The 19219-nt window shown below is 46.1% G+C and carries 37 protein-coding genes; all 37 read left to right on the plus strand.

Annotation, left to right across the window (positions count from 1 at the left end; all coding sequences use genetic code 11):
• The coding region (locus JOD02_RS09200; protein WP_449240102.1) for an EF-Tu C-terminal domain-related protein at positions 1-93 on the plus strand (93 nt) is incomplete at its 5' end.
• A 147-nt stretch (positions 94-240) separates the two neighbouring features.
• Positions 241-549: a 30S ribosomal protein S10 gene (rpsJ, locus tag JOD02_RS09205; RefSeq protein ID WP_204488975.1), complete on the plus strand. Its 309-nt coding sequence runs from the start codon at positions 241-243 to the stop codon at positions 547-549.
• Positions 550-589: 40 nt separating this feature from the next.
• Positions 590-1231 (plus strand): 50S ribosomal protein L3, encoded by a 642-nt coding sequence (gene rplC, locus JOD02_RS09210; RefSeq protein WP_204488977.1) that lies wholly within the window; start codon positions 590-592, stop codon positions 1229-1231.
• A gap of 31 nt (positions 1232-1262) precedes the next feature.
• The gene (rplD, locus tag JOD02_RS09215; RefSeq protein WP_204488979.1) at positions 1263-1886 is read left to right on the plus strand and encodes a 50S ribosomal protein L4; all 624 of its coding nucleotides are present in this window, start codon (positions 1263-1265) and stop codon (positions 1884-1886) included.
• Positions 1886-2182, plus strand: coding sequence for a 50S ribosomal protein L23 (gene rplW, locus JOD02_RS09220; RefSeq protein WP_204488980.1), 297 nt, complete (start codon positions 1886-1888; stop codon positions 2180-2182). The genes rplD and rplW overlap by 1 nt, the downstream gene beginning before the upstream one ends.
• 16 nt (positions 2183-2198) lie before the next feature.
• Entirely contained in the window at positions 2199-3026 is an 828-nt protein-coding gene (gene rplB, locus JOD02_RS09225) for a 50S ribosomal protein L2 (protein ID WP_204488982.1), read from the plus strand.
• Between the two features lie 39 nt (positions 3027-3065).
• The gene (gene rpsS, locus JOD02_RS09230) at positions 3066-3353 is read left to right on the plus strand and encodes a 30S ribosomal protein S19 (RefSeq protein WP_204488984.1); all 288 of its coding nucleotides are present in this window, start codon (positions 3066-3068) and stop codon (positions 3351-3353) included.
• A gap of 17 nt (positions 3354-3370) precedes the next feature.
• A complete protein-coding gene (gene rplV, locus JOD02_RS09235; RefSeq protein WP_204488985.1) occupies positions 3371-3760 on the plus strand; it encodes a 50S ribosomal protein L22 in 390 nt (129 codons plus the stop codon).
• Positions 3761-3774: 14 nt separating this feature from the next.
• Positions 3775-4461 carry a 30S ribosomal protein S3 gene (gene rpsC, locus JOD02_RS09240; RefSeq protein WP_204488987.1) on the plus strand — a complete coding sequence of 229 codons (687 nt, stop codon included), beginning with the start codon at positions 3775-3777 and terminating at the stop codon, positions 4459-4461.
• Positions 4448-4876: a 50S ribosomal protein L16 gene (gene rplP, locus JOD02_RS09245; RefSeq protein ID WP_204488989.1), complete on the plus strand. Its 429-nt coding sequence runs from the start codon at positions 4448-4450 to the stop codon at positions 4874-4876. Before rpsC ends, rplP begins: the two co-directional genes overlap by 14 nt.
• A complete protein-coding gene (rpmC, locus tag JOD02_RS09250; RefSeq protein ID WP_204488991.1) occupies positions 4873-5076 on the plus strand; it encodes a 50S ribosomal protein L29 in 204 nt (67 codons plus the stop codon). The genes rplP and rpmC overlap by 4 nt, the downstream gene beginning before the upstream one ends.
• A gap of 26 nt (positions 5077-5102) precedes the next feature.
• The gene (gene rpsQ, locus JOD02_RS09255) at positions 5103-5429 is read left to right on the plus strand and encodes a 30S ribosomal protein S17 (protein WP_204488993.1); all 327 of its coding nucleotides are present in this window, start codon (positions 5103-5105) and stop codon (positions 5427-5429) included.
• On the plus strand, positions 5404-5772 hold the full coding sequence (rplN, locus tag JOD02_RS09260) for a 50S ribosomal protein L14 (RefSeq protein ID WP_204488995.1): 369 nt from the start codon (positions 5404-5406) through the stop codon (positions 5770-5772). The genes rpsQ and rplN overlap by 26 nt, the downstream gene beginning before the upstream one ends.
• 16 nt (positions 5773-5788) lie before the next feature.
• Positions 5789-6121, plus strand: a complete 333-nt coding sequence (rplX, locus tag JOD02_RS09265) for a 50S ribosomal protein L24 (protein ID WP_204488997.1) — start codon at positions 5789-5791, stop codon at positions 6119-6121.
• Between the two features lie 24 nt (positions 6122-6145).
• Positions 6146-6691 carry a 50S ribosomal protein L5 gene (gene rplE / locus JOD02_RS09270; protein ID WP_204488999.1) on the plus strand — a complete coding sequence of 182 codons (546 nt, stop codon included), beginning with the start codon at positions 6146-6148 and terminating at the stop codon, positions 6689-6691.
• A gap of 17 nt (positions 6692-6708) precedes the next feature.
• On the plus strand, positions 6709-6894 hold the full coding sequence (locus JOD02_RS09275) for a type Z 30S ribosomal protein S14 (RefSeq protein WP_204489001.1): 186 nt from the start codon (positions 6709-6711) through the stop codon (positions 6892-6894).
• A gap of 30 nt (positions 6895-6924) precedes the next feature.
• Positions 6925-7320, plus strand: a complete 396-nt coding sequence (gene rpsH / locus JOD02_RS09280) for a 30S ribosomal protein S8 (protein WP_204489003.1) — start codon at positions 6925-6927, stop codon at positions 7318-7320.
• 36 nt (positions 7321-7356) lie between these two features.
• Positions 7357-7896 carry a 50S ribosomal protein L6 gene (gene rplF, locus JOD02_RS09285; RefSeq protein ID WP_204489005.1) on the plus strand — a complete coding sequence of 180 codons (540 nt, stop codon included), beginning with the start codon at positions 7357-7359 and terminating at the stop codon, positions 7894-7896.
• A 21-nt stretch (positions 7897-7917) separates the two neighbouring features.
• Positions 7918-8286: a 50S ribosomal protein L18 gene (gene rplR / locus JOD02_RS09290; protein WP_204489007.1), complete on the plus strand. Its 369-nt coding sequence runs from the start codon at positions 7918-7920 to the stop codon at positions 8284-8286.
• A 13-nt stretch (positions 8287-8299) separates the two neighbouring features.
• Positions 8300-8800, plus strand: coding sequence for a 30S ribosomal protein S5 (gene rpsE, locus JOD02_RS09295; protein ID WP_204489009.1), 501 nt, complete (start codon positions 8300-8302; stop codon positions 8798-8800).
• Positions 8801-8814: 14 nt separating this feature from the next.
• Positions 8815-9000: a 50S ribosomal protein L30 gene (gene rpmD / locus JOD02_RS09300; RefSeq protein WP_204489011.1), complete on the plus strand. Its 186-nt coding sequence runs from the start codon at positions 8815-8817 to the stop codon at positions 8998-9000.
• Between the two features lie 16 nt (positions 9001-9016).
• A complete protein-coding gene (rplO, locus tag JOD02_RS09305; RefSeq protein WP_204489013.1) occupies positions 9017-9457 on the plus strand; it encodes a 50S ribosomal protein L15 in 441 nt (146 codons plus the stop codon).
• Position 9458: 1 nt separating this feature from the next.
• Positions 9459-10721, plus strand: coding sequence for a preprotein translocase subunit SecY (secY, locus tag JOD02_RS09310; RefSeq protein ID WP_204489015.1), 1263 nt, complete (start codon positions 9459-9461; stop codon positions 10719-10721).
• Between the two features lie 10 nt (positions 10722-10731).
• On the plus strand, positions 10732-11475 hold the full coding sequence (gene map, locus JOD02_RS09315; RefSeq protein ID WP_204489017.1) for a type I methionyl aminopeptidase: 744 nt from the start codon (positions 10732-10734) through the stop codon (positions 11473-11475).
• Positions 11476-11490: 15 nt separating this feature from the next.
• On the plus strand, positions 11491-11763 hold the full coding sequence (locus tag JOD02_RS09320) for a KOW domain-containing RNA-binding protein (RefSeq protein WP_243426464.1): 273 nt from the start codon (positions 11491-11493) through the stop codon (positions 11761-11763).
• 13 nt (positions 11764-11776) lie between these two features.
• Positions 11777-11995 (plus strand): translation initiation factor IF-1, encoded by a 219-nt coding sequence (infA, locus tag JOD02_RS09325; RefSeq protein WP_204489019.1) that lies wholly within the window; start codon positions 11777-11779, stop codon positions 11993-11995.
• Positions 11996-12011: 16 nt separating this feature from the next.
• Positions 12012-12125: a 50S ribosomal protein L36 gene (gene rpmJ, locus JOD02_RS09330; RefSeq protein ID WP_204489021.1), complete on the plus strand. Its 114-nt coding sequence runs from the start codon at positions 12012-12014 to the stop codon at positions 12123-12125.
• 57 nt (positions 12126-12182) lie between these two features.
• The gene (gene rpsM / locus JOD02_RS09335) at positions 12183-12569 is read left to right on the plus strand and encodes a 30S ribosomal protein S13 (protein ID WP_204489023.1); all 387 of its coding nucleotides are present in this window, start codon (positions 12183-12185) and stop codon (positions 12567-12569) included.
• Positions 12570-12572: 3 nt separating this feature from the next.
• On the plus strand, positions 12573-12965 hold the full coding sequence (gene rpsK / locus JOD02_RS09340) for a 30S ribosomal protein S11 (protein ID WP_204489025.1): 393 nt from the start codon (positions 12573-12575) through the stop codon (positions 12963-12965).
• Positions 12966-12992: 27 nt separating this feature from the next.
• The gene (rpsD, locus tag JOD02_RS09345) at positions 12993-13622 is read left to right on the plus strand and encodes a 30S ribosomal protein S4 (protein WP_204489027.1); all 630 of its coding nucleotides are present in this window, start codon (positions 12993-12995) and stop codon (positions 13620-13622) included.
• A gap of 77 nt (positions 13623-13699) precedes the next feature.
• On the plus strand, positions 13700-14647 hold the full coding sequence (locus JOD02_RS09350; protein ID WP_204489029.1) for a DNA-directed RNA polymerase subunit alpha: 948 nt from the start codon (positions 13700-13702) through the stop codon (positions 14645-14647).
• 48 nt (positions 14648-14695) lie between these two features.
• A complete protein-coding gene (locus JOD02_RS09355; RefSeq protein WP_204489031.1) occupies positions 14696-15211 on the plus strand; it encodes a bL17 family ribosomal protein in 516 nt (171 codons plus the stop codon).
• Positions 15212-15287: 76 nt separating this feature from the next.
• On the plus strand, positions 15288-16124 hold the full coding sequence (locus JOD02_RS09360; protein WP_207754280.1) for an energy-coupling factor transporter ATPase: 837 nt from the start codon (positions 15288-15290) through the stop codon (positions 16122-16124).
• Complete coding sequence (locus tag JOD02_RS09365; protein WP_204489032.1) at positions 16112-16972, plus strand: energy-coupling factor transporter ATPase; 861 nt, start codon at positions 16112-16114, stop codon at positions 16970-16972. The genes JOD02_RS09360 and JOD02_RS09365 overlap by 13 nt, the downstream gene beginning before the upstream one ends.
• A complete protein-coding gene (locus JOD02_RS09370) occupies positions 16969-17772 on the plus strand; it encodes an energy-coupling factor transporter transmembrane component T family protein (RefSeq protein ID WP_204489034.1) in 804 nt (267 codons plus the stop codon). Before JOD02_RS09365 ends, JOD02_RS09370 begins: the two co-directional genes overlap by 4 nt.
• A 194-nt stretch (positions 17773-17966) precedes the next feature.
• Entirely contained in the window at positions 17967-18704 is a 738-nt protein-coding gene (truA, locus tag JOD02_RS09375; protein ID WP_204489036.1) for a tRNA pseudouridine(38-40) synthase TruA, read from the plus strand.
• A gap of 18 nt (positions 18705-18722) precedes the next feature.
• Entirely contained in the window at positions 18723-19178 is a 456-nt protein-coding gene (locus JOD02_RS09380) for a VOC family protein (protein WP_204489037.1), read from the plus strand.
• Positions 19179-19219 lie beyond the last annotated feature (41 nt).

Genomic DNA, 19219 nt, shown 5'->3' on the forward strand with positions numbered 1-19219 from the left:
ACGCCCATAGCGATAGAGGAAGGGTTGAGGTTTGCTATAAGGGAAGGTGGCAGGACGGTAGGCGCTGGTGCCGTAACCAAAATCATCGAATGATGAAGGGTTCCTGGCTAAAAGGGCGAATGCCTGTGGACACCGTGTGGTGGCGGCCGTTTCAGGTCGCCAGGTGGATGAAGCAGGTTTATAATATTTAATTCACAGGTGGCCGGGTAAAACCTGTGTGGTATTTAAAGGAGGGAGAACATGGCGACTCAGAAAATCAGAATTAAATTGAAGGCCTATGATCATGTTTTAATAGATCAATCGGCCCAGAAGATAGTAGAGACTGCCAAGAGGACAGGGGCAAAAGTGTCAGGCCCTATTCCTTTGCCTGTTGAAAAGAGTATAATAACCATACTCCGTGCCCCGCATAAATATAAAGATTCACGTGAGCAGTTCGAGATGAGGACACACAAGCGATTAATCGATATATTAAATCCTACTCCCAAGACGGTGGATTCTTTGATGAAGCTGGACCTTCCTGCTGGAGTGGATATCGAGATTAAGCTGTAAGCGGTAAAGGCCTACTACTAGGGAATGGAGGTTGAGACAAATGACTAAAGCAATTCTGGGTAAAAAGTTGGGGATGACCCAGGTTTTTACCGAGGACGGCTTGCTAATACCGGTGACAGTGGTTGAGGCAGGCCCTTGCGTTGTTACTCAGGTAAAGACTCCTGAAAACGATGGGTACAACGCTATTCAAGTGGGCTTTGAGGATATTCCTCAAAGGCTTTTAAATAAACCGTTAAAAGGCCATTTTGATAAGGCAAAGGTACCGTACAAAAGGTATTTAAGGGAATTGAAAGTTTCAAATATCGAGGATTATAAAGTAGGAAGCGAGATAAAAGTTGATATTTTTTCAAAGGGTGATAGGGTAGACGTAACAGGTTATACCAAGGGTAAAGGTTTCACCGGCAATATTAAGAGATGGAATCACAGTAGAGGACCTGAGAGCCATGGTTCTAAATATCATAGAGGTCCTGGGTCCATGGGTTCTAATACGTTTCCAGGCCGTGTATTAAAGACCAAAAAGCTTCCCGGTAGAATGGGAGTAGAGAGGGTGACTATTCAGAACCTCGAGGTTGTTAAAGTAGATCCCGAAAGGAATCTCATGCTGATAAAAGGAGCGGTACCGGGGCCCAAGGGGGCATTGCTGATTATCAAGGAGACGGTAAAACAAGCAGCAAAAAAATAGGGGTAAGAGCTTTTAGAAGGGAGGAGAAGTTATGCCCAACGTAGCTTTGTATAACATGGAAGGCACCCCTGTAGGCGAGATTTACTTGAATGATGGGGTATTTGGCGTAGAGGTCAATGAAGCTGCTATATATCAAGTGGTAAAGATGCAATTGGCCAATAAACGACAGGGTACACAGTCTGCTTTGACCCGTGGGGAAGTGCGTGGAGGCGGAAGGAAACCCTGGAGGCAAAAAGGTACTGGGCGGGCACGGCACGGTAGCATCCGTTCACCTATATGGATCAAAGGTGGTGTAGTCTTTGCTCCGAAGCCAAGGGATTATTCCTATACGGTACCAAAGAAGATTCGCAGGCTGGCAATGAAGAGTGCACTGTCGTCCAAGGTCGCAAATAATGAGATCATCGTGCTTGATGCGCTCAAGTTGTCACAGCCCAAGACCAAGGAGATGGCAAGGGTGCTCAAAAATCTCAAAGTTAATCGAAAAGCATTAGTGGTTTTGCCTGAGAAAGATGAGGTTGTGCAGCGAGCCATACGGAACATCCCAGGCGTTAAGCTTGCCTATATAAATACGCTCAATGTGCTGGATATCCTGAACTATGATACTTTCATAGCTACACAGGATGCCGTGCGCCGCATAGAGGAGGTGTACGCCTAATGAAGAATCCCTATGATATAATCATAAGGCCGGTTTTAACTGAAAAGAGTTACAGGGAAATGCAGAATAAGAAATACACGTTTATAGTAGACATAAATGCCAATAAGATAGAGATTAAAAAGGCGGTAGAGCAGATATTTGGCGTTAAGGTCGAAAAGGTGAATACCATGAGGTACAAGGGTAAGCTCAAGAGGATGGGTGTGCATGTGGGGAGAACTCCTGCGTATAAAAAAGCCATCGTCAAGCTTACCCCCGACAGCAAAGAAATCCCGTTCTTTGAAGGAATGGCGCAGTAAGGAGGGATAAGGAATCATGGGTATAAAAGTATATAAACCAACCTCCCCTGGCAGGCGCAACATGAGCGTTTTGACCTTTGAAGAGATCACCAAGGAAGAGCCCGAGAAATCTCTGGTGGTGCCTTTAAAAAAGCATTCTGGAAGGAATAATGAGGGTCATATAACCGTCAGGCACAGGGGCGGTGGAGTAAAGAGAAAATATCGAATAATCGATTTTAAGAGGGACAAGGATAACATCCCCGCTAAAGTAGCGGCTATTGAATACGATCCCAACAGGACCGCCAACATAGCCCTGCTTCATTACAAGGATGGGGAAAAGAGGTACATCATAGCTCCTTTGGGCTTAAAAGTTGGAGATATCGTGATGTCTGGTGAAAACGTAGACATTAAGGTGGGGAATGCATTACCCTTGAGGAATATTCCAGTAGGAACCATCATCCACAACATAGAGCTGTATCCAGGCCGAGGGGGGCAATTGGTAAGGGCCGCTGGTGGAGCTGCCCAGCTTATGGCGAAGGAAGGAGATTACGCCCATGTGAGGTTGCCCTCTGGTGAGATAAGGATGATACACCTAGATTGCAGGGCTACCATAGGACAAGTTGGGAACCTGGACCATGAGAACGTGTCTATCGGTAAGGCGGGCCGCAAACGCCATATGGGCATACGCCCGACGGTACGCGGTTCTGCTATGAACCCTGTGGACCATCCTCATGGCGGTGGAGAAGGCAAAGCTCCTATTGGGCGACCGGCACCTGTTACACCATGGGGTAAACCTACTCTGGGTTACAAGACAAGGAAAAAGAATAAGGAATCCGATAAGTATATTATCAAGCGTAGGCGTTAGTTTTAAACGCAGCTTGGTGGGATGAAGGGAGGCGAGTGTATGAGTCGTTCAAGAAAAAAAGGTCCTTACGTATGTGAGAGCCTGATTAAGAAAATTAGGGCTATGAATGAATCAGGCAAAAAGTCAGTTATAAAGACTTGGTCGAGGGATTCTACAATTATACCTGAAATGGTAGGTCATACTATAGCTGTGCATGACGGGCGCAAGCACGTTCCTGTATACATTACAGAAGAGATGGTGGGGCATAAGTTGGGCGAGTTTGCTCCTACCAGGACGTTCAGAGGACACGGTGACCATACCGAGAAATCCACGTCGCTGAAAAAATAACGAAAGGAGGCGTATGCATGGCTACCAGGATCAGAGAAAAGGCAAAAGCTCGAGAACAAGAGAAGGATAGGCGTCCCAGAGCTATTGCTAGATACATCAGGATGTCCCCCAGAAAGGTGAGAGCGGTAATAGATTTGATTAGGGGAAAGACGGTAAACGAGGCTTTGGCTATACTGGCAAATACGCCACGAGCTGCTACAGTGCCTGTGATGAAAGTACTCAAGTCAGCTATTGCTAATGCCGAAAACAATATGAATATGAGCCAAGACAATCTGTACATTGCTGAGATATATGCAGATCAGGGGCCCACTTTAAAGAGAATTAGGCCGCGCGCTAGGGGCATGGCTTATATGATCCGTAAAAGGACCAGCCATATTACCGTGGTGTTAGATGAGATCAAGAAGTAGGGAGGGATAATTTCGTGGGTCAGAAAGTACACCCCCATGGATTGAGGGTTGGCATCATAAAGGATTGGGACGCCAAGTGGATTGTCCCTAAAAAATATTTTGCTGATACTCTTATAGAGGATGTCAAGATAAGGGAGCTTATAAAAAATAAACTTTATGCAGCGGGCATCTCCAGGATTCAGATCGAAAGAGCCGCCAACAAGGTCAGGATCAATATCCATACCGCCAAGCCGGGGATTGTCATAGGGAAAGGTGGAGCTGGCATTGAAGCCCTGAAAAATGAATTGGAGAAGTTTACAAAGAAGAGCGTCATGATAAACATAATTGAGATAAAGGTGCCAGAGCTTGACGCTCAATTGGTGGCAGAAAATATTGCTGCTCAAATTGAAAAGAGGATTTCTTACAGGCGTGCCATGAAGCAGGCCATTGCCAGAGCCATGAAAGCGGGTGCGAAAGGTATAAAGACCATGGTGTCTGGCCGTTTGGGCGGTGCAGAGATTGCAAGAAGTGAAGGATATCACGAGGGCACCATTCCGCTTCAGACATTGAGGGCTGATATAGATTATGGGTTCGCAGAGGCCCATACCACATATGGACGCATTGGCGTAAAAGTGTGGATCTACAAAGGGGACGTCCTCCCAAAAGCCAAGAACAGGGACTTACCAAAAGCAGAAGGGGGAAATACCGATGTTAATGCCTAAAAGAGTAAAATATCGTAAGCAGCAGCGCGGAAGGATGAAGGGGAAAGCTACTAAGGGCAATACCGTCACTTACGGTGAATACGGTTTGCAGGCTTTAGAACCTGGTTGGATTACCAGCAATCAGATTGAAGCTGCGCGTATTGCTCTTACCCGGTATGTCAGAAGGGGCGGCAAAGTATGGATCAAAATTTTCCCACACAAGCCGGTTACTAAAAAACCCGCTGAGACCCGAATGGGTAGCGGAAAAGGGTCGCCTGAATACTGGGTAGCTGTAGTCAAGCCGGGACGCGTCATGTTTGAAATTGCTGGAATACCTGAAGATGTTGCGCGAGAAGCCTTGCGTTTAGCAAGTCATAAGCTTCCTATCAAGTGTAAGTTCGTTAAAAGAGAAGAGTTGGGTGGTGAGGCATTATGAAGGCCAGCAAGTGGAGAGAGATGACCAACGAGGAACTCAACCAAAAGCTGAATGAGCTAAAAAGCGAGCTGTTTAACTTACGCTTTCAGCTAGCCACCGGACAGTTGGAAAATCCCATGAGAATACGCGAAGTGAAAAGGGATATAGCTCGTATTAAAACAATCCTTCGCGAAAGAGAGTTAAAGGCGGCTCAGATGTGATATAAAATTGAGAAAGGAGGGGCTATATGGCGCAACAAACTCGAGGTAAGAGAAAGGTCCGTATAGGCGTAGTGGTAAGCGATAAGATGGATAAGACGGTTGTAGTGGCTGTCGAAAGAAAGGTAAGGCATGAGCTATACGGTAAAGTGATAAAGCGTACCAAGAAGTTTAAGGCTCATGATGAAAACAACGAATGCCGGGTAGGGGATAAAGTAATGATCATGGAGACTCGACCGCTAAGCAAGGAAAAGCGGTGGAGGGTAGTTGAGATTCTTGAAAGATCTCAGATGCCAGAGCAATTGCCGCTCGAAGAAGGAGGGGACCAAAATGGTGCAGCAACAGACACGCCTTAAGGTGGCTGATAACACCGGTGCAAAGGAGATCATGTGTATTAGGGTGTTGGGTGGTTCTAATAGAAAATATGGCAATATAGGTGATATTATAGTTGCTTCGGTAAAGAGCGCTACACCTGGCGGTGTTGTTAAAAAGGGCGATGTGGTAAAAGCGGTTATAGTGCGCACCAAGAAGGGAATAAGAAGGCCCGATGGTTCGTATATCAAGTTTGATGATAACGCTGCTGTAATTATTAATGAAGCAAAGCAACCTGTAGGGACTCGAATCTTCGGACCTGTTGCAAGGGAACTGAGAGATAAGGATTTTATGAGGATAGTATCATTAGCTCCTGAGGTGCTGTGAAGGAGGTGTATTCAAGTTGGCAGGTAGAAATAAGCTCCATGTGCGAACGGGAGACCTGGTAGAGGTGATATCAGGGAAATACAAAAACGTGCGTGGAAAGGTAATCGCGGCCCTTCCTAAAGAGGGCAAGGTGATTGTAGAAAAGGTAAATATAGTAGTACGCCATCGAAAACCTCGAGGGGTAAATCAACCTGGAGGTATAGTTCGCACTGAAGCGCCCATATATGCCAGCAAGGTCATGCTGGTGTGTACCAAATGCAATCAAAGAACAAGAGTTGGGCACAAGATATTGGAAGATGGCACAAAGGTTCGGGTTTGTAAGAAGTGTGGGGAGACTTTCAATGACTAGGTCTTTTGAAGGGAGGGAAGTGGTGTGGAGCCACGATTGAAAGAGCTGTACAAGAAAACCGTTGTTCCAGCCATGATGGAAAAATTCGGGTATAAAAACGTGATGGAAGTACCCCGACTTGAAAAGGTTGTAATTAACATGGGAGTAGGCGACGCTAAAGAAAACCCCAAATTCTTGGAAAGTGCTATGGAAGAATTGGCGGCAATAACAGGTCAAAGGCCTGTTGCTACAGTGGCTAAAAAGTCGGTGGCAGCTTTTAAAGTGAGGGCAGGGATGAAGATAGGGGCAAAGGTCACTCTGCGCGGTGACCGCATGTACGAGTTTCTTGATCGGTTGTTTAATATAGCGCTTCCACGTGTGAGGGACTTTAGAGGGGTTTCGCCTAAGTCCTTTGATGGCCGTGGGAACTATGCTCTGGGAATTAAGGAACAGCTCATATTCCCTGAAATCAACTATGATAAGGTTGAGAAAATAAGGGGAATGGATGTCATCATAGTTACCACCGCCAAGACCGACGAAGAGGCAAAAGAGCTTTTGTCGTTGTTAGGTATGCCATTTGCAAAACAGTGATTAAGGAGGGAAAGTGAGTGGCCAGAAAAGCATTGATCGTAAAGCAGCAGAGGAAACCCAAATACTCCACAAGGGCTTATAACCGCTGCCGTCTATGCGGCCGGCCCCGTGCTTATTTGAGGAAGTTCGGGGTATGCCGCCTGTGTTTCAGGATATTAGCTCATAAAGGACAAATACCAGGGGTAAAGAAGGCAAGCTGGTAAGCAGGAGAGACTGAAAGGAGGTAGGGAAATATGGTGACTGATCCAATCGCGGATATGCTCACGCGGATTCGAAATGCTTTGATCGTCAAGCATGAGACGGTAGAAGTACCAGCTTCAAACGTTAAGAGGGCAATAGCTCGAATACTGCTGGAAGAGGGATATATAAAGGATTTCACCGAGATCGATGATGGCAAGCAGGGAATCCTTAAGATTACTTTAAAATACGGTCCAAACAAACAGAGGGTTATTACTGGTCTTAAGAGGATAAGTAAACCAGGCATGAGGGTGTATGTAAAGAAGCATCAGATTCCCAAGGTTTTGGGCGGATTGGGTATTGCCATTATTTCGACATCAAAAGGAATTATGACCGATAAACAGGCACGCAAGGAAGGATTAGGAGGAGAAGTGCTCTGTTATATCTGGTAAGCCGCTGTAACTTTAACGGAACGGAGGTGTTTTGAAATGTCAAGAGTAGGCAAGCGGCCTGTGGTCATTCCCTCAGGAGTTACAGTAAGCGTAGATTCGGATAACAACGTCACTGTAAAAGGACCTAAGGGAGCATTGACTCAGCGGATTCACAAAGATATGAAGGTAATTGTCGAAGGGAACATGGTAAGGGTGGAACGTCCAACTGATGAGAAATTTCACAAGGCCCTGCATGGCTTGAGCCGTACGCTGATTCAAAACATGATTGAAGGTGTGACCAAAGGTTACCAAAAAGGCCTTGATATTGTGGGGGTAGGTTATAGGGCACAAAAGCAGGGCAAAAAGCTGGTGCTGTCGGTTGGATACTCCCATCCGGTTGAGATAAATGAAGAGCCGGGCATTGAATTTGAAGTGCCTGCTCCTAATAAAATCATAGTTAAGGGTATTGATAAGCAAAAAGTAGGGGAAGTGGCAGCGAGAATTAGGAGTATAAAGCCGCCTGAACCCTATAAGGGTAAAGGCATAAGATACGAAAATGAGAGAGTAATACAAAAGCAGGGTAAGGCTGGTAAATAATAGGGGAAGGAGTGAGATGGCGTGATTAAAAAAGTAGACAGGAATGAAGCTCGAAAAGTTCGGCACATGCGTATTCGAAAAAAAATCAAGGGTACCGCAGAAAGACCACGCCTGAATGTTTTTAGAAGCCTAAAACACACCTATGCGCAAATAATCAACGACGAAATTGGGCATACCCTGGTATCAGCCTCCACCCTTGATCCAGAGTTAAGAGATAAGATTGCCGGTAAAACCAAAAAAGAGGCTGCTAGAATGGTTGGTGAATTGGTGGCCAAACGAGCCCTGGAGAAAGGGATCAAAAAAGTGGTGTTTGACCGCGGAGGCTATAAATATCATGGAAGAGTACAAGAAGTGGCGGCTGGTGCGCGAGAAGCCGGACTGGAGTTTTAAAGGAGGGTAATGCATGCAGCGGATAGATGCTAGTAAGATGGAACTTAAAGAGAGAGTTGTGAGCATCAATCGTGTGTCCAAGGTTGTAAAAGGTGGGAAAAACTTTAGGTTTAGCACCCTTGTGGTTGTGGGGGATGAGAAGGGGCATGTGGGAATAGGCCTGGGAAAAGCAGCTGAAATTCCTGATGCTATTAGAAAGGGTGTGGAAAAGGCCAAGAAAAACATGATTAGAGTTCCTATAATGAATACCACCATTCCCCACGAGGTAATAGGTGAATTTGGTGCATCAAAAGTAATCATGATTCCGGCTCGTGAAGGTACGGGAGTTATAGCCGGTGGTCCAGCTCGTGCTGTGTTGGAACTGGCGGGCATTCGAGATGTTTTGACAAAATCGATAGGCTCAAATAATCCCATCAATGTGGCGTATGCCGTGATGGAAGGGTTGTCCAAGCTGAGAACTCCGGAGGAAATTGCCAGGCTCCGCGGCAAGTCGGTCGAGGAGATATTAGGTTAAGGGGGTAGTAAGCGATGGCTAAACTGAAAGTAACTCAAGTGCGCAGTACTATCGGCTGCCGTGATGACCAAATTGCAACCCTTAGGGCCCTGGGACTTAGGAAGATAAGGAGTCAGAGGGTCCATGAGGATAACCCTACTATTCGTGGGATGATAGAAAAAGTCAAGCATTTAGTGGAAGTTGAAGAGGTAGAGGAGTAGCGGGGAGGTGTATCAGGTGAAACTGCATGAATTAAGGGCTCCAGAGGGCAGCAACAAAAAACCAAAGAGAAAGGGCAGAGGCATCGGTTCAGGACATGGAAAGACAGCTGGGCGGGGGCATAAGGGACAGAAAGCCAGAAGCGGTGGAGGAGTAAGGCCAGGTTTTGAAGGTGGTCAGATGCCATTGACCAGGCGTATCCCCAAGCGAGGGTTTACCAACATATTTGCTAAGGAATACAGCGAGGTAAATGTAGGGGCGCTGGAGATATTTGAGCCTGGTACGATTGTTACCCCTGAGCTTTTGAAAGAGAAAGGCTTGATAAAGAAGGTTAAGGACGGGGTTAAGATTTTAGGTGACGGTGAGCTGACCAAGAGCTTGATAGTCAAGGCCCACAAGTTTAGCAGAACAGCCCAACAGAAGATAGAAGCTGTTGGAGGTAAAGCAGAGGTGATTTAAAGTGTTTGAAACTTTCAAGAACGCCTGGCGGATAGACGACTTAAGGAAAAAGATCATTTATACTCTCCTCATGCTTTTAGTTTACAGGGTGGGGAGCTTCATACCGGTCCCCGGTATTGATAGCAGCTTTATAAGGAGGTTGGTGGAAGGGAATACTCTGCTGGGGTTACTTGATATCATTTCTGGTGGAGCATTTGCCAACTTCACCATATTTGCCATGGGTATAACCCCATATATCAATGCTTCCATCATAATGCAGCTGCTTACAGTCGCTATCCCCAGGCTTGAGCAGCTGGCCAAGGAAGGCCAGGAGGGGCAAAAGAAAATTGCCCAGTATACCCGTTATGCCACAGTAATTTTGGCCTTTATACAGGCTATAGGTATTACCTATGGCCTTGCAGGGGATGCTCTGCAAAACAAGAGCTTTGTGGGGTATATAGTTGTGTCTTTGACCCTGACTGCTGGCACGGCTTTTTTGATGTGGCTGGGTGAGCAGATTACTGATAAGGGGATAGGTAATGGGATATCTCTTCTCATATTTACCAGCATAATATCGAGGTTGCCGGTGGCGGTGGCCTCGCTGTGGCAGCTGACTTTTGTGGCCAAGACTATGAGCCCCTGGAGCTTGCCGATAGTCGCGGTGTTTTCTATATTGATAATTGCTGCGGTAATATTCGTGGATTCAGGAGAGAGGAGAATACCAGTACAGTATGCCAAGCGCGTTGTAGGACGCAAGGTATATGGTGGCCAAAGCACCCATATCCCTTTAAAAGTTAACTCGGCAGGGGTTCTGCCCATAATATTTGCTGTTTCGATCTTATCATTGCCCCAAATTATATCACAGTTTTTCCCAAATAGTGGTTTCAACAGATGGGTGGAAAGCTATTTTCATCAAGGGACGATGTTATATGGGGTTTTATATTCTCTGTTTATTATATTCTTTACTTTCTTTTACACTCAAATTACATTTAACCCCGTCGAAATTGCAAACAATTTAAGGCAATATGGAGGTTTTGTACAGGGTATAAGGCCAGGTAAGCCTACTGCTGAATATCTTGCACGGATATCCAATCGCATCACTCTGGTGGGGTCTTTGTTTTTAGTAGTGATCGCCGTAATTCCCGTTGTTGCGTCGAGGGCGGCTAATATGCGAATGTACTTTGGTGGAACTGCTATCCTCATCGTGGTAGGAGTGGCACTTGAGACGGTTAAACAGCTGGAAGCCCAGATGCTCATGAGGCATTACCGAGGTTTCTTAAAGTAGGGATTGCCTTATGATCATAATAAAGTCTAAAAAAGAGCTTGAGATTATGCGTGAAGCGGGGAAGATCGTAGCGGGAGCTCATGAGCTGGTTGCAAGGAGTATTGAGGTAGGGATGACAACAGCTGAGCTCAATAGGTTGGTGGAAGAGTATATATATCGCCATAATGCAATTCCTTCGTTTAAAGGTTATCATGGGTTTCCGGCCAGTATATGTACCTCGATAAACCATCAGGTCATCCATGGTATTCCTGGTCCTGTTCGGCTACAGGATGGGGATATTGTCAGTGTAGATATAGGGGTGATGTACAAAGGCTATCACGGTGATGCTGCCAAGACGTATGCTGTGGGTGATGTGCATCCTCGTGCCCTACAATTGATTAAAACCGTTGAAGAAGCATTTTATGAGGGATTGAAATATGCCCGGCCAGGATGCCGCCTCTCTGACATATCCCACGCCATTCAAACTTATGTAGAGGGGAAAGGTTATTCTGTGGTGAAGGCCTTTGTGGGGCATGGGATAGGTCAGAATATGCATGAAGACCCTCAAGTACCCAATTATGGGCCCCCAGGCAAAGGTGTGCGGCTACGCCCAGGAATGACTTTGGCTATCGAACCCATGATCAACGAGGGAACGGACCAGGTCGTCATACTGGACGATGGATGGACCGTGGTGACGCAGGACGGCAGCCTGTCGGCCCATTATGAGCACACCATCGCCATCACCGATGGCGACCCCGAAATATTAACTCAATAGGGACAGGTGAATGTAATGCATGATATGGATATAGGGAGAGTGGTATTGGCCAAAGCAGGGCGTGACAAAGGCAGGCATTTTGTAATCGTAGGAAAAATTGACGATAACTATGTTTTGATTGCCAATGGCAAGACAAGGTCAATAGACAAGCCTAAGAAAAAAAAGATAAAGCATCTGGAAGCCAAGCCGCATGTGGTGTATAATGTGAGAGAAAAAATTTTAAGCGGTAAAAAGGTATTTGATGCCGAGCTCAGAAAGAGCTTAGAAGCGTTGGGATATGAGCGATAGGAGGGTGAGCTGTTTGGCCAGGGAAGATGTAATTGAGGTTGAGGGCACTGTGGTGGAAGCGTTGCCTAATGCAATGTTTCAGGTGGAGCTGGATAACGGACATAAGGTTTTGGCCCACCTGTCCGGGAAACTGCGCATGAATTTCATACGCATTTTGCCCGGTGACAGGGTAACGGTAGAGCTGTCGCCATATGACCTCACTCGTGGCCGAATTACTTGGCGCCTTAAATAAAAGGAGGGATACAGCGATGAAAGTACGACCATCTGTTAAAGCTATATGCGAAAAATGCAAGATCATAAAGAGAAAAGGCAAAGTAAGGGTGATTTGTGAAAATCCCAAACACAAACAGAGACAAGGTTGACCTTTGAGGTTTTAAATATGAAAAAAATGGAATAATTAAGAGTACGGAGGTGTGACAATGGCACGAATTGCCGGTGTTGATCTGCCCAGGGAGAAGAGGGTGGAGATTGCTCTGACATATATTTATGGCATTGGCAGGGCAAAAGCCAATGAAATCTTGGCGGCTACAGGAGTCAATCCCGATACCAGGGTAAAGGATTTAACCGAAGAAGAAGTAGCCAAGTTAAGGGATTATATTGACAAAAATGTAAAGGTCGAAGGTGACCTGCGCAGGGAAGTTGCCCTTAACATAAAGAGATTAATAGAAATTGGCTGCTATAGAGGGATAAGGCATAGGAGAGGTTTGCCGGTTCGCGGGCAAAGGACGAGGTCCAATGCGCGTACCAGAAAAGGTCCGAGACCGGGTATTGGTACAAGAAAGAAGAAGCAGCAAGGAGGCGTGTGATAGATGGCAAGGCAAGCACGTAAAACCAAAAAGAGACGTGAAAGAAAGAATATAGAGCGGGGGATAGCCCATATTCAGTCGACTTTTAATAATACCATTGTGACTATAACTGATAATGCGGGCAATACCATTACATGGGCAAGCGCTGGTACTGTAGGTTTTACTGGTACGAAAAAAGGTACCCCTTATGCAGCGCAGTTAGCAGCGGAGTCGGCTGCCAAGGCTGCTATGGAACATGGCCTGAAGACGGTGGAGGTGCACGTAAAAGGCCCTGGAGCAGGACGGGAAGCTGCCATTCGTTCGTTGCAGGCTGCTGGACTAGAGGTAAGCCTTATTAAGGATGTCACCCCTATACCTCACAATGGTTGCAGGCCACCCAAACGCAGAAGGGTATAAAAACAAATGTCTGGAGGTGTTAAGTAAATGGCTAGATATACAGGACCTGCATGCCGGCTTTGCAGGCGTGAGGGTATGAAGCTATATTTGAAGGGAAGCCGTTGCTATACCGATAAATGCGCTTTTGAAAGAAGGCCTTTTCCGCCGGGCCAACATGGTAGAAACAGAAAGAAGCTTTCGGAATACGGGATTCGGCTGCGTGAAAAGCAAAAGGTCAAGAGGATATACGGCATACTTGAAAGGCAGTTCGAAAGGTATTTTGAGATGGCTGAACGCATGAAAGGGGTAACCGGCGAAAACCTCCTACAGATACTGGAGAGAAGGCTGGATAATGTGGTCTACCGCATGGGCTTTGCAAGTTCCCGTGCACAGGCACGGCAGCTGGTTCGCCATGGGCATTTTACTGTAAACGGTAAGAGGGTAAATATTCCTTCCTATCTTGTAAATGTAGGAGACGTAATTGGTGTTGCCGAAAAGAGCGCTAATGAAATGGAGCATTTTAAGGCATTACGCCAACAAGGACCAGCTGGGAATATAGTTCCGTGGTTGTCTGTCGATTTTGATAAGCTAGAGGGAACGGTTACTGCATTGCCTACACGCCAGGATATTGATATACCTGTTCAGGAGCACCTGATCGTCGAGCTGTACTCCAAGTGATGATGCGTCACAGGTTAAAGAGCATTTTGCCCTCGGATAGGTGTAGTTCAACAATGCGATGAGGAGGGTTTATTTGAATGATTGAAATTGAGAAGCCGAGAATAGAGATTGTGGAAATGAGCGAAGACAATCGCTATGGCAAGTTCGTGGTGGAACCCCTGGAAAGAGGGTTTGGCATTACCTTGGGGAATTCCTTGAGAAGGGTATTGTTGTCTTCGTTGCCAGGGGCTGCTGTTACTTCTATCAAAGTAGACGGCGTGCTCCACGAGTTTTCCACAATACCGGGCGTGAAGGAGGACCTGGTTGAGATCATCCTCAATCTTAAAGAGTTGTGTATAAAGATGGAAACCAACGAGCCGAGGGTTTTGACCATAAATGCCCAGGGGCCTTGTGAAGTTAAGGCGGGCGATATAATCACCGATGCCGATGTGGAGATTGTAAACCCTGACCTGCACATAGCTACCTTGAATGAGGATGGAAAGCTCTATATGGAAATGAATGTTGAGAAGGGAAGGGGCTATGTGTCGGCAGAGAAGAATAAGAAGCCAGGGCAGCCCATTGGCATTATTCCCATTGACTCAATATTTACTCCTATCAGAAAAGTGAATTTTACGGTGGAGGACACCCGCGTAGGACAGGTTACTGACTACGACAAGCTGACGCTGGAGGTTTGGACAAATGGTACAATAAGGCCTGATGAAGCAACCAGTTTAGCTGCAAAGATACTAACCGAACATTTAGCTCTGTTTGTCAATTTAACTGACCATGTAAACAACGTTGAAATCATGGTAGAAAAAGAAGAGGACAAGGAAGAAAAAGTGCTTGAGATGACTATAGAAGAGCTTGACCTCTCTGTTCGCTCCTATAATTGCTTGAAGCGCGCTGGAATCAATACGGTGGGCGAGCTTATACAAAGGACGGAAGAGGACATGATGAAGGTCAGGAACCTGGGCAAAAAATCCCTTGAGGAAGTGCAACAAAAGCTAAAGGCTTTGGGCTTGAGCTTAAAAAAGAAGGAAGAATAACCACAACGTGCTATATTATGATATTACGCGTGAAAAGGAGGCGATAACATGGCCAAACAGAGAAAGCTGGGCAAGCCAAGCGATCAAAGGCGTGCACTGCTTCGCAATCAGGTTTCGGCTCTGCTGTGGCATGGAAGGATAGTTACCACAGAGGCAAGGGCAAAAGAAGTGCGTCGCATCGCTGAAAAGCTCATTCACCTTGCCGTTGAAGAATATGATAAGACGGTAAAGGTGCAGAAAGAGGTCAATAACGAAAAGGGTCAGACCGTTACTATAGAAGTTACCAATGATGCTCCTTCTAAGTTGAATGCTAGAAGAAAGATGATGGCTTTCCTTTATGATTTGCGTGAGCCGAAAAGCCGTGAGGAGACCAAGAAGGAGTACAAACAGCGTATAAGGCAAATAAGGCATCCTCTTATAGAAAAATTATTCAATGAATACGGGCCTAAATACAGAGCCAGAAATCAAGAGAAAAACTGTGCTGGCGGTTATACCAGGATTATAAAATTAGGTCCCAGAAGAGGGGATGGCGCAGAGCAGGTTCTTATAGAGTTGGTAGATTGATTTTGGCAGTGGATTAAGTGTATACACTTAATCCATAATTTTTATCGTTGAGCTCAAAACTTTAAGGGGAGAGATAATGGAACCTATCATTAAGTTACAGGATGTACAATTCGAGTATTTAAGCTTTGAGGGTGAGGAGATCGCGGCTCTAAATGGGGTGACACTTGATATCCAAAAGGGGGAATTTGTGGTAATTATCGGCCACAACGGCTCAGGAAAATCCACGCTGGCTAAACACATAAATGCGCTTTTACGCCCCACCAGCGGAGTGGTATGGATAAAGGGAATGGATACCCGAGATGAGGGTAAGCTGTGGGAGATACGGCAGACAGCGGGCATGGTCTTCCAAAATCCCGATAATCAGCTTGTTGCTACGGTTGTGGAGGAGGACGTGGCCTTTGGGCCAGAAAATCTGGGTCTTCCCCCGGAAGAGATACGGTTGAGAGTAACCCAGGCTCTCAAGGCTGTGGGCATGCAGGAGTATGCACAGGCGGCTCCCCATTATCTTTCTGGAGGCCAAAAACAAAGGGTTGCTATAGCCGGTATTCTTGCCATGAAGCCTGAAATAATAGTATTGGATGAGCCTACTGCCATGCTGGACCCTGTGGGGCGACGCGAAGTTATGGAGACAGTGAAGTATTTGAACAAGCATGAAGGAATTACGGTTGTTCATATAACGCATTATATGGAAGAAGCAGTAGATGCCGACAGGGTTATTGTAATGGAACAGGGCAGGATAGTATTGCAAGGAACGCCACGTGAGGTATTTTCCCAGATTGAGGTTTTAAAGGAGATAGGGCTTGATGTGCCACAGGTAACCGAGCTGGCTTACAGGCTCAGGGCTGAGGGGCTGGACGTTCCCCTGAACATCTTAAAAGTGGAAGAGATGGTTGATGCCATATGCCGATTATAGTCGAACATTTAACTCATGTATACATGCCGGGAAGCCCTTTCGAGTCGCTGGCGCTGGATGATGTTAGCTTTGAGATTCAAGATGGGGAATTCGTGGGCCTCATAGGACATACCGGTTCGGGAAAATCTACTTTGGTGCAACACCTCAATGGACTTTTAAAGCCAACAAGCGGGAGAATAGTGGTGGATGATATTGAGATTACAAGCAACAGCAGGGTGCCCAAGAGGCTTAGACAGCATGTAGGATTGGTTTTTCAATATCCCGAGCATCAACTGTTTGAGGAAACGGTGTACCAGGATATCGCCTTTGGCCCCAGGAACTTAAATCTGCCTGAGGACGAAGTAGAGAGAAGAGTAAGAGAGGCCATGGCGTTGGTGGGCTTAGATTTTGAGTCAGTCAAGGATCGTTCGCCGTTTGAAATCAGCGGGGGGCAGAGAAGGAGGGTTGCCATTGCGGGAGTTCTTGCGATGGAGCCCAAAATCCTCATATTAGATGAGCCTACTGCCGGGTTGGACCCCAGAGGTAGGGACGAGATTCTGAGCCAGATAAAGAATCTTCATGAGCAACGGGGCATGACAATTATTCTGGTTTCGCACAGCATGGAGGATATCGCCAGGCTGGTCGATAGGATTATAGTGATGAACAAGGGCAAAATAGCTTTGATGGGCAAACCGGAAGAGGTGTTTTCATACGTTGAAGAGCTTCATGCTATGGGTTTGGGTATTCCTCAAATAATGCATGTGATGAGAGGGTTGAGAGCAAGGGGGATGGATGTACCTGACAACATATATACCGTGGACCAAGCTGTAAAGGTTATATTGGAGAGGGTGAGGGGGAAGAAAAAATGATTAAAGACATCACCATAGGTCAATTTTTCCCCGGCCAATCAGTGATACATCGGCTTGATCCACGGGTGAAGGTAATACTGACTTTTGTCTTCATTGTAATAATATTTTTTGTTAAAACCTATGCAGGATATGGGCTGGTTTTTGCATATATAGGGTTTGCAGTATGGCTTTCAGGAGTGCCTATTCGGTACATCTTGAAGGGCCTCAAGCCTCTTCTGTTCATAATAGTCCTGACGTTTTTTATAAACGTCTTTTTCACGCCGGGGAATAGGGTATTGTTTCAGGTATGGGTGCTTAAATTTACCCAGGAAGGATTAAATCAGGGCATCTTTATGGCGCTAAGGCTGGTGCTTCTAGTTGTGGGGACTTCGTTGCTTACTTTAACTACATCGCCCATATCTTTAACTGATGGTATTGAGCGCCTGCTTCAGCCGCTTCAGGTGGTCCGGTTCCCGGCTCATGAGCTAGCTATGATGATGACAATAGCCTTGCGATTTATCCCTACCTTGCTAGAAGAAACCGACAAGATAATGAAGGCGCAAATGGCAAGAGGGGCTGATTTCGAGACCGGCAACCTGTTCCAAAGGGCAAAGGCACTGGTGCCGCTCTTGGTGCCGCTATTTATAAGTGCATTTAGGAGGGCCGATGAGTTGGCTATGGCAATGGAATCGCGTTGTTACCGCGGCGGCAAAAATCGTACGCGCATGAAAGTCCTTAAGGCGACTAAGAGGGATTACATAGCGGTGGGGGTGACGCTGTTGTTAGTTGCGGGCATACTCCTGGACAGCTATGTATTGTAATGCGCTTTAAAGGAATTATTGAAATGGCCTGTTAAGTGAAATTATTATAATCCGTGATGAACGAAATGCGTTGCTGCAAAGTCTGAATTTTGTATCACAGAAGAGAAGAGAGTGGTTTGTGAGTGCTTTGAGGTGCTGGTAGGTTACTCGGTTTTATAAGGGAAGATACAACCAGGATCTGGGAGTATGAAAGCATGAGAAACATAAAAATTGTGCTGGAGTATGACGGTACCAATTATGCTGGCTGGCAAAGGCAAAAGAATGCGCTGTCGATTCAACAAGTAGTAGAGGAGGCTTTGTACAAGCTTACTGGAGAAACGGTCACGGTGGTTGGGGCAGGGCGTACCGATAGTGGGGTACATGCCCGGGGCCAAGTAGCCAACTTCTTTACAGCTTCGAGGCTCCCTGCCGAACGGTTTAGCTTTGCATTAAATTCTGTGTTGCCCCCTGATATTCGAGTGCTTGAGTCGGAAGAGGTTTCTCACGAGTTTCATGCCAGGTATTCTGCCAAGGCAAAGCAATACAGGTATTCTATATGCATGAGGCCGCATGCACCTGCCATAGCCAGAAATTATTACTATCATGTGCCGGATATTTTAGACGTGGATGCAATGAATTCAGCAGCTAAATATATCATAGGTACTCATGACTTTAAGGCTTTTCAAAGCGCTGGTAGCAGCGTAAAAAATACCGTGCGAACGGTGTATGAGGCCTATTGGGTATGGGAGCCGCCATGCTTCTTATATTTCAATATTAAAGGAGACGGATTTTTGTACAATATGGTGCGCATTCTTGTAGGGACTTTCATAGAGGTAGGGCGGCACAGGATGTTGGAGTCTGATATGAAGCGCATTCTGGAAGCAGGAGACAGGGATAAAGCAGGGCCCACGGCACCCGCTCACGGTTTATGCCTTGAAAGGGTGTATTATTGATAATTTAGGAGGGTGTTTATGAAGGATAAAGGCATATTAAATAGCAGGGTGATTGTTCAAATTGGGATTGTTGTGCGGGATATAGAAGCAGTTTCCCAGGCATACGCAGACTTGTTGGGCGTAGAAAAACCGCAGTGGTTCTGGACGGATGAATACGAAAAAGCTCATACCGAGTTTTATGGTCAGCCCAGTCATGCGCGGGCAAAGCTGGCATTTTTTGATATGGGAAACGTACAATTGGAACTGATTGAGCCTGACGAAAAGCCAAGCACATGGAGAGATTTTTTAGATAACTGCGGTGAGGGTGTACATCATATAGCCTTTATGATAAAGGAGATGGATGATGAAATAAAGAAGCTGGAACGGCATGGAATGCGACTGATACAGCGGGGAGATTATGAGGGAGGACGTTATGCTTATATAGATACGAGGGAACAGTTAAAAGTGCTAATTGAACTACTAGAAAATTTTTGAAGGCCCTTAAAAGTTAATGGATATTTTGGCCTTGACAGGCT

Origin of the sequence: Caldicoprobacter guelmensis (genome assembly GCF_016908415.1) — a bacterium.
In the GTDB taxonomy this organism is placed as follows: domain Bacteria; phylum Bacillota; class Clostridia; order Caldicoprobacterales; family Caldicoprobacteraceae; genus Caldicoprobacter; species Caldicoprobacter guelmensis.